Source organism: Pseudomonas sp. 1D4, from assembly GCF_001728925.1.
GTDB lineage: Bacteria > Pseudomonadota > Gammaproteobacteria > Pseudomonadales > Pseudomonadaceae > Metapseudomonas > Metapseudomonas otitidis.
In genome coordinates, this window is sequence record NZ_LXJQ01000049.1 from 1 (window position 1) to 11767 (window position 11767).

Annotated in this window: 12 protein-coding genes and 1 pseudogene; all 13 read right to left on the reverse strand. The window is 55.0% G+C overall.

The genetic code is table 11. The features are described from left to right. Positions 1-1959, reverse strand: a pseudogene (locus A7D27_RS21275) (hypothetical protein); the annotation flags it as partial. A 110-nt stretch (positions 1960-2069) separates the two neighbouring features. Then, on the reverse strand, positions 2070-2576 hold the full coding sequence (locus tag A7D27_RS28060; RefSeq protein ID WP_139134150.1) for a DUF5625 family protein: 507 nt from the start codon (positions 2574-2576) through the stop codon (positions 2070-2072). A gap of 140 nt (positions 2577-2716) precedes the next feature. Continuing rightward, positions 2717-3181 (reverse strand): hypothetical protein, encoded by a 465-nt coding sequence (locus A7D27_RS28065; RefSeq protein WP_139134151.1) that lies wholly within the window; start codon positions 3179-3181, stop codon positions 2717-2719. Positions 3182-3281: 100 nt separating this feature from the next. After that, positions 3282-3707, reverse strand: a complete 426-nt coding sequence (locus A7D27_RS21280; RefSeq protein ID WP_069566007.1) for a hypothetical protein — start codon at positions 3705-3707, stop codon at positions 3282-3284. Between the two features lie 60 nt (positions 3708-3767). Further along, a complete protein-coding gene (locus A7D27_RS28070; RefSeq protein ID WP_139134152.1) occupies positions 3768-4187 on the reverse strand; it encodes a hypothetical protein in 420 nt (139 codons plus the stop codon). 16 nt (positions 4188-4203) lie between these two features. Next, positions 4204-4590, reverse strand: coding sequence for a hypothetical protein (locus A7D27_RS28075; protein ID WP_139134153.1), 387 nt, complete (start codon positions 4588-4590; stop codon positions 4204-4206). A gap of 124 nt (positions 4591-4714) precedes the next feature. After that, a complete protein-coding gene (locus A7D27_RS21285) occupies positions 4715-5392 on the reverse strand; it encodes a tetratricopeptide repeat protein (protein ID WP_069566008.1) in 678 nt (225 codons plus the stop codon). A gap of 154 nt (positions 5393-5546) precedes the next feature. Beyond that, positions 5547-6290, reverse strand: coding sequence for a helix-turn-helix transcriptional regulator (locus A7D27_RS21290; protein ID WP_069566009.1), 744 nt, complete (start codon positions 6288-6290; stop codon positions 5547-5549). Between the two features lie 41 nt (positions 6291-6331). Beyond that, positions 6332-6961, reverse strand: coding sequence for a hypothetical protein (locus A7D27_RS28080; protein WP_139134154.1), 630 nt, complete (start codon positions 6959-6961; stop codon positions 6332-6334). 69 nt (positions 6962-7030) lie between these two features. Beyond that, entirely contained in the window at positions 7031-7168 is a 138-nt protein-coding gene (locus A7D27_RS28410; RefSeq protein ID WP_165679520.1) for a hypothetical protein, read from the reverse strand. Between the two features lie 2 nt (positions 7169-7170). Then, positions 7171-7890, reverse strand: coding sequence for a hypothetical protein (locus A7D27_RS28085; protein ID WP_139134155.1), 720 nt, complete (start codon positions 7888-7890; stop codon positions 7171-7173). Between the two features lie 6 nt (positions 7891-7896). After that, a complete protein-coding gene (locus tag A7D27_RS21300; RefSeq protein WP_069566011.1) occupies positions 7897-9312 on the reverse strand; it encodes an HlyD family type I secretion periplasmic adaptor subunit in 1416 nt (471 codons plus the stop codon). Between the two features lie 90 nt (positions 9313-9402). Continuing rightward, the gene (locus A7D27_RS21305) at positions 9403-11541 is read right to left on the reverse strand and encodes a type I secretion system permease/ATPase (protein WP_069566012.1); all 2139 of its coding nucleotides are present in this window, start codon (positions 11539-11541) and stop codon (positions 9403-9405) included. Positions 11542-11767: the final 226 nt, after the last annotated feature.

The window sequence follows — 11767 nt, forward strand, 5'->3', positions numbered from 1 at the left end:
GCCAGCCCCCCCGAAGATGCGGTCGTTGCCGCCGCTGCCGGTCAGGGCGTTGCCCGACTGATCGCCAAAAATGAATCTATAGCCGGCCTCTTCGGTTCGTTGACGTACTTTCTGAAGATCTTCATCGGAGAGCTTTTCAAAGAGGTTTACTGCGATCTGCCCGAAGGCCAGTCCGCTGGAGGTATCTCCTTTCCACGCCAAGCTGAGGTCCAGTGCATCGTTGAAGGCTTTCGTTGCTGAGGTGACAGCTGTCTGCTCGAACAGCTTGGTCATTTCGCTGTAGTCGAGCGCGATACCGGTGTCGGTGATATTCAGCCCGATCTGGTCGACATAGGGCTTGAGGCGGGTTTGCAGCAACAGGCCATCGTAGATGGACTTCTTGAGCGCCTCATAGGCCTGGTTCAGCAAGCCTGCCTGCCCGGCATTCAGCCCCAGGCGATCTTCATTGATGACGACCGAGCCATCCTTGATGGCGTAGGTGGTCGTGCCGTTGGTGGTGCCCATGCCGAACGAAAGGGTCAGGCCGTTTGCGGTAGCCCCCACCTTGCCGAAGCGCAGGAAGTTCTGGCCGTTGAACACTTCCAGGGCTTTGATGCGTTCGAGGAGTTGCTGGGTGCTTTTCTGGGCGTCTGTTGGCGCGGTACCGGCCGCCTCCCAGGAGTACTGGAAACGCACATCCGTGCCGCCTTCGTCCAGGGCGTCGATGCGCTTGTCGAAGGTCTGGTAGTTGGCGCTCTTGGCCCACTCGGCGATCAGCTTGTCCAGTAGGCCCATCTGCTCTTCGCGGGTCTGGGCCTGGGCGTAGGTGGCCAGTAGCGTCTTGAGCTCGGCGTTGAGCATCGAGGCTTCGCGCAGATCGCGCACGGCGCCGGAGCCTTTCATGTCAGGCAGGGCCTTGGCTGCATCGTCCAGCGCGATGGGGTCGGTGAACTCGCGGTAGAAGGGGTTGCTGGCCAGGTCCAGGTTGGCGGCCAGGCTCTGATTGGCGTTGATGGTACCTTCACTGCCATCACCACGGACGAAGCTGCCGATGGCGCTGATCAGGTTGCCGTTGGAGTTCTGGTTGCTGGCAGTCGAGTCGAGATTGATGGCGACGATATTGTGCTCGGCCAGGGTCTTGAGTTCGCCGGTTTGGGCGATGCCGTCCTGATTGGTGTCCTGCCAGACCCGGACGTTGGCGAACTGGGCATCCTTCGCATCGAAGACGCCATCACCATTGCTGTCGAAGTCCCGGAGGGCGTCGAAGCCATCGGTGGCTTTCTGGCCGTTGGCCTTGACGGTGTCGACCCCGAACAACTCGCCGCCGTTATCGATCTGACCGTTGCCGTTGCGGTCCAGTACGAGGAAACCATCGTCACCCTTGACCCAGCCGGTGCCGGTCTTCAGGCCATCGCCATCGAAGTCGAAGGTGATGCCGGCATTGGCACCGACGGTTTCGATGCCGTCGCCGTCGAGGTCGAGGCTGAGGGGGTCGATGCGTTGGATGAAGGAGTTGGCTGCGTCGAAATTCGAATTCACTACTGGACTAATATTGCAACTTTTACCACTATCCCAAAATGCGATGCGGTCACTATTTCCCCTTAAATTTTCATTTAGCCAGTTTTGAAGCGTTGGTATGTTCTTGTGTGGATATAGATTGCCTTCGTCGTTCTTTAAATCGACTCCGGCAATGGCCATCGAGGCGTAGGCAAAGTCTACGCAGCTATTTGTTAAGATGTTGTATTCTTCATCATCAAATCCATATGAAGACGGGGAGTCACCAAAAGATTTCAGCTTTTTGTATTGCTCCTCAGTTATGGAAATAGTCATTGATTTTACGCCTTTGCCATAGGCGTCATTATCAAGTGTGCTTATTTTTCCATTTTTTTCTGGCCAAGGGTACAGTCCGTGAGAGTTATTATTGGATTGGAAGCCGTAGCTTAGGATGTTCCCGTCTTCGTCTTGTATCGTGTACCACATGTGTCCCGCTCTAGATGGGACAGTATCCCCCTTTTTGTGATCTTCAGTATCTTCTTGATATGTGTATGGCGTATCAATGGGGGCGATGTGATAAGTTACTGTGTACATTTTTACACCTTTGGATTGAGGTAAGTTATCAGTATAAAAGTTCTGTATTTTTCAAGGATATCGGTTGGGGAAAGGTTTTCAATTTTGATTGAGTAGGCACCATTTTTCAGGTTTGGTAGACCATCTAATATCCTTAGGCTTACTCTAAGTTTTTGCTCTTCTAGTTTGGTGTAAATTGATCCGGATGAGCCATTTTTTATATATGTTTTTCGTGTAAATTCCTTTTCGCTGTTTTTTATGGTGATTGTTACGCTTGTCTGTATGCTTCCTATGCCTCTCTCTTTATCTCTTATGAAACCGGTGATGTCTCTGGAGAATTTATCCAGCTTTTCGGGATTGCCTTCGCAATCGCAGGAAAATGCAAGGGCCAATGTATAACTGTCGGGCTCCTTGATTGTGAAGTTTGACTCTGTATTTTCTGAATTAATAGGGATAAGGATTGAGTCTTTTTCATTGGAGCAGCCATATGTTGCAATGGTCATTAATAGAAGTGTGAGGAGGTTTTTCATTTTTCATTCCTGGCGTTTTAAAGATTTAAGTGCGGCTTGGGGTGACGGTAAAAGCAGAGTGCAAGAATTGATTTTAGAAGGCTTGGGTGTTGCACTCTGCTTTTATCGCTGCTTTATATGTGGTGTTTTTGTCGTTTGAATTATATTTTGGGGTCTAGCTTGGTTAGAGTTATATATGCTCTGTTTGGTGTGGGGCATGATCCGGCTTTCAATATTTTTGCTTTTATTGTGTAAGGCTGTTTTGTCATGGCTATATCCATTATTTTTTTGAAGTAGACGACTTCTGTGCCTGTGCCGAAGTCCCATCCGCCGCTTCCGTCCATGGTGGGGAATGTTATTGTTTTGGTGCTTTTTGAATTGCCTGTAATTATTTCTATTTCAAGTTCTTGATCTGTGCAGCTAAAATCGTTGCTATATGATGTTCGGCTGTTTTGCTGGCTGGGAAAGGCTAGTGCTAGATAATAATTTGATTGGCTCGCAGGTGTGTATGTTATTTCAGTCTCTGAGTTTTCTTTGAATTTTTCGAACTTGGTGTGCGTGTTGGGTTTTTCGCAGCCTAATAAGATAATTGCCAGGGTTGTAATGAGGAATTTTTGGGGTTTCATTTCTGGTCCGGCTATCTGTTTTGAGTAATGAATGACAGGGTGGTGTGTTTTCTTAATTTTTAATTTTGGACTTGAGTCTTTAAGGGTGGCGAACGCTTAGCTAGTTATTGCCTCTATGCGTTGCCGTGACTGCCAGCTGGATTATCTTGTATGTGGCTATTGTTGCTGCTGTGGCGAACGAAAATACAAAGAGATAGTGAAGTGTGCCCTTCAGAATAAATTGGCTCTTTGTTGAGTTGAACGAGAGCGCTGAGTCCCCGGCACCACAAACAAACGCTGAAAGTAGAGTCGCGGTAATGATGACTGTGAGGCTCTGCTTTTTGTATAGGCAGTACACCGCAGGCAAAATGATCGTCCAGCCGTGCCACGGGAAAATGACTATATTCAGGATGTCGATGTAATCCTTTGCCATTCCTATGCTATCGGGTATGGGCGGGACAGGAAGCCTTGCCGAGTTTGCCTCCATGGCGAGGAGCACCAAGCTGCCAATTAAGTAAAACGCTACAGCTATTTGCTTTTCTTTCATGATGCTCTGTTGTTGCTTGATTTGTTGGTTTTGATTGTTTTTGGTGAGAGGCTCAGACCTTCATAGGCTTGTGAGAAATATGTTTCCGCGAACTTTTTTAATTTTTGCTCCATCTGTTTCCATTGTTATGACGGTTCTTGTTGAGATTATGAGTTTCTTGATTGATTCTTTTGTTGCGTAATATTTGTTCTGGCTGGATTCCGATCGGTCTACTTTAAAACCTCTAGCCTCTAGGGCTTTTATAGTTGCATCAATGTCATCGCCCGGCTTTATATACTCATTAAGTAGTTTGGTAATGTTTCTATTGTTTTTTCTAAATGCTTCATCAAGCGCCTCGATAAAGGCATCTTTTGGTTGAGGCGGTTGGAGTGCCCAATACCCTAGGCTGCTAATGCAGAGCGTTGCCAAGAGTGCTACCAGAATATTTCTTGTGGTCGTGCTCTTTGTTTTTGTAGGCTGTGCTTCTGTTTCTTTTGTCATATTTTTGTTCCTGATTTTAAAGCCCTGTTAAGCCTATCGCGCCCGTCGCTTCGGTTACCACATCTCCATGGGTTGTTATGATTATGTTGGTTGAAGTGAGTATCACCAGGTTTTTGATTTTTTTCCTGCTTGCATAGTATTCGCGAATGTTTTCTTTTTCGGGCTTGGTTTCTAAGGGGTGGATTGTGAAGTTTCTTGCTTTTAGGAACTCTGCTGTTTTCTCGAAGCTGTCACCTGGTTTTATGTAATTTTTAAGTAGTGCGGTTATATTCCTGTGGTTCTTTCTCAATGCCTCATCCAACGCTTCGATGAATTCATCTTTCGGTTGAGGTGGCTGGAGTACCCAATACCCTAGGCTGCTTATGCAGAGTGTCGCGAAGGCTGCGGTGAGTACGATTTTCATACTCGCGCGCCTGCTTTCTGGAGGGTTAAGCGCTTTCATGCATTCCTGCCTATTCAGATTGCGCGGCACCATTGTTGGTGCGTAACCGGGGGCGGTAATTTTCATCTTTTATTACGTGCGCCAGTCAGTTTTTGGCTGGCGCACTCATTATTTGTGCTCGTCCATCTTCCATGGCTTCCAACAACGCTTTTGCGTGTTTGTCATTGGCATTGTGTTGCAGATAGACCTGCAGGTTTTCTTTGGCTTTGCTTGCATCGCCCGTGGCGAAGTAGGCCAGGGCCAGGGTGAAGTAGGCGGGCGGGTAGTTTGCGCGTGTGGCTTTTTCCAGGTAGGGCAGGCTCTGTGAGCTTTGCCCCGTTTCTGCGAGGAAGAGGCCGTATTGGTAGTTGGCGTGCAGGTCATCCGGGGTGATGGCTAGCAGTTTCTGGTAAAGCGTTTCCGCTTTCTTCCAGCTGTCGGGCATGTCCAGGTTGTGGCCCATTCGGTGCAACAGGGCCGCTCTTGAGAGGAGTTGCCTGTCCGGGCTGGATTGCAGGCCAAGGTCGAGAACGTGCGTCAGTGCTGCAATTTCCTTTCTTGCCCGATTGGCATCCGTGCCGGTTTCGAAGCTGGGTGGGTAGCTGCCGGCAAAGCCGTACAGGTCGTCAATGACTTGATCGATATAGCGGAGGTTGAGCGTGTAGTGACCGCTCTCGCTGCTGGGACGCACGATCTGCTGCATATCGTGCTGCGGGTACTCAGCCGCGTTTGCCACAAAGCTGACCAGCAGTGAAAGAAGCCCTGTCCGTATGAGTGTTTTCATCGCCTGTCCCTGGAGTTCGGAGAGCCTGCAGTCTCGTGGACGGGCAACCCCGGGACAATGGATCAACTGATCCAAAAACGGCCTGGCGTGCTGTTGAAAAAGCTGACGGCATTGTCGTTGCGGTGTTGAAGGCACCGTCTCGGTTTTCAGCGACCTAGAGCAACCTCAATTCATAAGCCTTCGCCAATGCTTCGGCCCGCGTCGAGGCGCCCAGCTTGGTGAGGATCGAGTGCACCTGGTTGCGAATGGTCGACACGCTTCGACTGAGCAGCGCGGCGATCTCCGGGTTGCTCTTTCCGGCTGCCAGCCAGCGCAGGACGACCTGTTCCTTGGGGGAGAGCAGCTGGGCGTTACTGAAGGCATTGCGGGTGTTCCGGCTTGCGATCAGGCGTACGAGGATCTGGTGGAGGTGAGGGGTGATCAGCTCCATGAGGAGCGCGTGATGGTCTGTCAATTGGCCCGGGACCCGCGCCAGGCTGATGTAGCTGCCTTTCTTCCCGTCCAGGTCGACCAGCCCGTGGGCAACGAAATTGTCGAAGGCGAACTGTTCCATTTCAGAGCGCTCCAGTTCGGAGAGCTGCTGGTCATTCAGGCCGCGGGTAATGAGCTGCGGCTTGCGCTCCATGTACCAGCGGGCGAGCAGGGCCCGGTCAGGGATGCTGACGATTTCATGCACCTTTTCGAAGAGGGCTGTGGGGTAGTCCACCGCCACGGCCATTTCCAGCACTGCCTTTCCATTCACGAACGCCCCCACGCAGGCCAGCGTCATGCCATGGGGTAGCAGCGGCCTTAGGTATTCACGAACAAAGCCCTGAAAGCCCTCCACGGAATCCACCTGCTGCGAGGCCATCACCAGCTCCAGGTAGAGGGTTTGTTCTTGCTCAGTCAGTTTGTCCATTCCTGCCTCGTACTTTGACACTGTACTTGCATGTTTTTAATTTATCGCTTGCTGCTTCTGAATATTTTATCGCTTAGGTAGTTGAACGAATTTAGCGCACCTGTTGCATCCCCTCGCCTGAAGCCCAAGTGCTGAAAGTCGACTCTGACTTCCAGTAATCCTTTGTAGGATCCTTTTATGCTGCATCTTAAAGTGAAGACGCAGCTGTATTGGATGTACTGGTTGTCTTTTTTGGATTTTATTATGTAGGCGAAATATGGTGGTTCGAGATTGGTTTGCTTGTAAATTATGTTTTCAGCGGTTTCTTCTGTTTTGTAGAGTTCTTTTGGCTTCGCGGTCGTGAGGTTGTTGTAAATCAATCTACCTATGTCATCTCTTTTGTCTGAGTATCGAGTGATATAGACATCTGCATCCATATAGCCGAAGTCTTCGTATATATAAATCGATGTGGCTGTATAGAGTTCGTGATGGCTCATTTTCATAGGCCTGAACTCTTTCTTTACACACACCTTTTCCTTTGGCAAAAGGAAGCAAACCTCTCTCGGGGGCGGAGGCTCTTTCTTTGTCTTGGCTGATATGTAGCCGAGCACTGTCAGTACGAGCGCGATAAGCAGGAATGCCAACCTTATGCGTTTTACGGCTTTGGCTCTATCGGATTTATTGTCAATCATTTCTTCAAGCCATTATGTGACTCGGTGGCTCCGGGTTGGTTATAGGGGGGGCTCGGCTGATGGACTGGGTCAGCTGGCAACACCATTGGCGAGCTCTGCATACCTATAGCCTAGTGCTGTGAGATAGTCATACATCGCCGCCGGACCGCTACTGTCCAGCAGAGACTGGGCATGGGCTAAATCTGATTGATCCAAAATCTCCGGCATTTCTAAATTCCTTTCAATTCCACATTGCTTTTAATGAACTCAAGAACATCGCTTGTTATTTCCTTCCAACTCCCCAATCTGTTCGACCTATAGCGCACAGTTAGAGATGCTTGCATGTCAGGAATAAATTGCACTTGACGACAGAGCTCCGAATTTTTATTAATTATGGATTCACAATAAATAAATGTAGATACCAGGCCGCCATCATCCACCGCCCAGTAATAATCAGCCTCGCGATCTCTAAAGTTTACATCCGCACCTCTAAAATGGAACAACCCAAGCCCTGCACGATACTCATCTGCCTGCATTTTTCCTCCATCCCTGAGAGAGAGATAATTTTTAAGATCCCAGTCACCCCTATTGACTACAGACTCAATTTTGATACTGACGTGTTCAGTTTTTTTATCTAATTCTATGGGTGACCCACCAGCCGGAGATAAACCTGGCCAATAAGCTTCTAGAGACATTGAGCTCAATTTCGCATCACAACCGACCGACGGAGGCCCCTTGCTTTCATCCCAGTCGCTTCGCCCCTCATAAGTAGGCCAGAAGAACATATAGTCCTTGTCAACCTTAAGCTCATACCCCCCCAAACTACCGCACCTGTAAGGTATATGCTCTTGTAACTCTTGCCATTCAGACCACGACTGCCCATCTTTTTTATCGCAAGCGGATATGAGCACCAAGCTCAGGAAGAGATATTTAGATTTGGCATTCAACATATATTCTCAACGCTCTTCCAAACTCTCATCCCTATACTCCTTAAGCGGACTCAAGAAGTAATCGATCACTTTGCGCTTATCCGTCTTCACTTCCGCGCGCACGGCCATGCCTGGTGACAGGGCGATGTCCTGGTCGCCGACGCGGATGCGGTCGCTCTTGAGGTGGATGCGAGTGCTGTAGACCAGGCCGCGTTTTTCGTCGTCGATGGCGTCGTTGGAGATGCTGACGACCTTGCCGTGCACCACGCCGTATTTGGTGAAGGTGAAGGTTTCCACCTTGATCTCGACGTCCTGGCCGGGGTGGACGAAGCCGATGTCCTTGTTCTCCAGCATCGCCTCCACTTCCACCGGTTGGTCACTGGGGACGATGACCATCAGTGGCTGGGCCTCGGTGACCACGCCGCCGTTGGTGTGGATGGCCAGTTGCTGCACGGTGCCGTCCACCGGGGCGGTGAGGCGCATCAGGCGGTCGCGCTGTTCGGCCTTCTTCAGCTCCTGGACGAGGCCGGCGGCGCGTTGTTCGGACTCGTGCTGCAGGTCGAGCATGGCGCGGCGGGTCTGGGCCAGCACGGTGTTGCGCTGGCGTTCGGCAGCGCTGCGGGCGGCGGTGAGTTCGATCACGCGGGCCTGCTGGATGGCCAGCTCGCGCTCCTGGTCGAGGCGCGCCTGCTCCTTTTCCAGGTAGGCGTGCTTGGCCACGTAGGCCTTGTCCAGCAGGCGCTTGTAGTCGGCGGAGAGCTGGCGGGTGATGGGCAGGGACTCCTCCAGCTTGGCCACCCAGGCCTTGGCCGCCTGGATCTCGGCCACGCGCTGTTCGATCTCGGCGTCGGCCTGGTCGAGGGTGCTGCGCAGCTCCAGGTACTGGCCCTGCAGCCAGCGCTGGGCCGCCAGTTGCTGCTCGGGGCTGGCCTCGGGGATCAGCGCGGCCAGGGACGCGGGCTCGCTGTCGCTCTGAATGGCATCGAGCAGGGCGCGGGCACGGGCGTTGTCCACCTGGGCGGCGAGCAGGTCGCTCTTCAGACGGTCGACGTCGGCGCCGGTGATCTGCGCGTCCAGGTCCACCAGCAGGTCGCCGGCCTTCACCTTCTGCCCGTCGTAGACGTGGATGGCCTTGACCACCGCTACCTCGCTGGGCTGGATGACCTTGGTCTTGCCGCTGGGGACGATCTTGCCGGTGGCGGTGGCCACCACGTCGATCTCGCCGATGCAGGCCCACACCAGCGCCAGCACGGCGAAAGCGATGATCAGCCACTGGATGATGCGTGGCGCCGGGTGCGGCGGCTGCTCCTGCAGGGCCAGGGCGGCGGGGAGGAATTGCACCTCGTGGCTCAGGCGCGCGGGCGCGTCCATGGCCTTGCGGTTGCGCCAGGCGTGGCGCCAGACGGTGCGGTAGCGGTTGATCAGTTCACGGCGTGCGCTCATGGCGTGGGCTTCCTTGCGGGTGAGGTTGCGCTCACCCCGGGCCTCTCCCGGTGGGAGAGGGGGCTGGCTGGAATGGGGTTCATCAGGGGATCACCCCTGTTGCAGGCGGTGCAGGCGCGAGTAGTGGCCGGCCTGGTGGGCCAGCAGTTCGGCGTGGGTGCCCTGTTCGACGATCTGCCCGCGGTCCATCACCACGATGCGGTTGGCATCGCGAACGGCCGAAAGACGGTGGGCGATGATGATCACCGTGCGCCCCTGGCAGATGGCGCGCATGTTCTGCTGGATCACCCGTTCGGACTCGTAGTCCAGGGCGCTGGTGGCCTCGTCGAAGATGAGGATGCGCGGGTTGCCCATCAGCGCCCGGGCGATGGCCACGCGCTGGCGTTGGCCGCCGGAGAGCGAGGCACCGTGCTCGCCCACCACCGTGTCGTAGCCCTCGGGCAGTTCGAGGATGAATTCATGGGCGCCGGCCAGCTTGGCGGCCTGCATCACCGCTTCGATGGGCGCGCCGGGGTCGGTGAGGGCGATGTTCTCGCGGATGCTGCGGGCGAACAGCATGTTGTCCTGCAGCACGACGCCGATCTGCCGGCGCAGGGACGACACGTCCGCCAGGGCCAGGTCCATGCCGTCCACCATCACCCGCCCACGCTCCGGCGTGTAGAGGCGTTGCAGCAGGCGGGTGAGGGTGCTCTTGCCCGAGCCGGAGCGACCGACGATGCCGATCACCTCGCCCGGCTGGATGGTCAGGCTCACCCCACGCAGGATCTCCGAACCGTCCGGGCGGTAGCGGAAGTGCACCTGGTCGAACTCCACATGGCCACGCAGCGGCGGCAGGGCACTGCGGGTGGCCTGGGACAGCTCGGTGCGGGTGTTGAGGATGTCCCCCAGGCGCTGCACCGAGACGCCGGTCTGCTGGAAGTTGGTCCACAACTGGGCCAGGCGCATGATCGGCTGCGACACCCGGCCGGCCAGCATGTTGAAGGCGATCAACTGGCCGACGCTCAGGTCCCCGTCGATCACCAGCCGCGCGCCCAGCCACAGGGTCGCCACCGTCACCAGCTTGCCCACCAGGCCGACGCTCTCGTTGGCCAGGGTGGACAGCGTCTGGGTGCGGAAGCTGGCCGCCACGTAGCCGGCGAGCTGGTTGTCCCACTTGCGGTTGATCTGCGGCTCCACCGCCATCGCCTTGAGGGTGTCGATGCCGTTGACGGTTTCCACCAGGAAGGCCTGGTTCTCCGCCCCGCGCGTGAAGCTCTCGTTCAGCCGCGCGCGCAGCAGCGGGGTGATGAACAGGGAGATGAGGAAGTACAGCGGCAGCGACAGCACCACCACCAGCGTCAGCCAGCCGCTGTAGAAGAACATCACGCCGATGAACACCACCGAGAACAGCACATCGAGGATCAGCGTGATGGCGTTGCCGGTGAGGAAGCTGCGGATGTTCTCCAGCTCCCGCACCCGCGCCACCGAGTCGCCCACCCGACGCGCCTGGAAGTAGGCCAACGGCAGCGTCACCAGGTGGCGGAACAGCCGGGAGCCCAGCTCCACGTCGATGCGGCTGGCGGTGTGGGCGAACACATAGCTGCGCAGGCCCGAGAGCAGCGACTCGAAAACCATGATCCCCAGCAGGCCGAGGGCGATCACGTCCAGGGTGGACAGGCCCCGGTGCACCAGCACCTTGTCCATCACCACCTGGAAGAACAGCGGTGTCAGCAGCGCGAAGATCTGCAGCACGAAGGACACCAGCAGCACCTCGCCCAGCAGCTTGCGGTACTTGACGATGGCGGGGATGAACCAGGTGAAGTCGAACTTGGCCAGGTCGCCGGCCAGCGACGCCTGGGAGCGGATCAGCAGCAGCTCGCCGGTCCAGCGGGCCTCCAGGGCGTCGAACTCCAGCACCTCAGGGCGCTGGGCGCGTGGGTCGTGGATTAGTGCCTTGCCGTCGTCCAGGCGGGCGATGATGAAGAAGTGGCCCTCCCGGTCGGCGGCAATCGCCGGCAGCGGCGTGTGCTCCAGCCGCTTGAGGGTGCTGCGCGCCGGGCGTGCCTTGAGCCCCAGCTTCTTCGCGGCCAGGAGCATTTCGGCCTTGGCGAAATGGCGGCCGTCTTCGGCGAATTCGTGGGCGAGTTGTTCGGGGGAGGCGGCCACGTTGTGGAAACGGGCCAACATCACCAGGCACGCAAGGCCGGTGTCGAGCGCTTGTCCCGGTTCGTGGGGGGAGCTTTCCTGCATAAAAAGCCTTCTTCCTTGAGGGTGGCGAGGCGCCATGAAATGCGCGCGCCATTCTGACAAAACCGCCCTCGGGATAAAAAGCGGCGGATTGACGAACGGTTCTCACTCCGGGGGATTCAGACTCTGTAAGCATTGATGGCGCACACGCAGGCAGTTTGCCTACGACTGTCTACAGTCTTTCTTGGATGCCTACGTCGTATCCGACCCCAGTGCAAGTCTTCGGGAT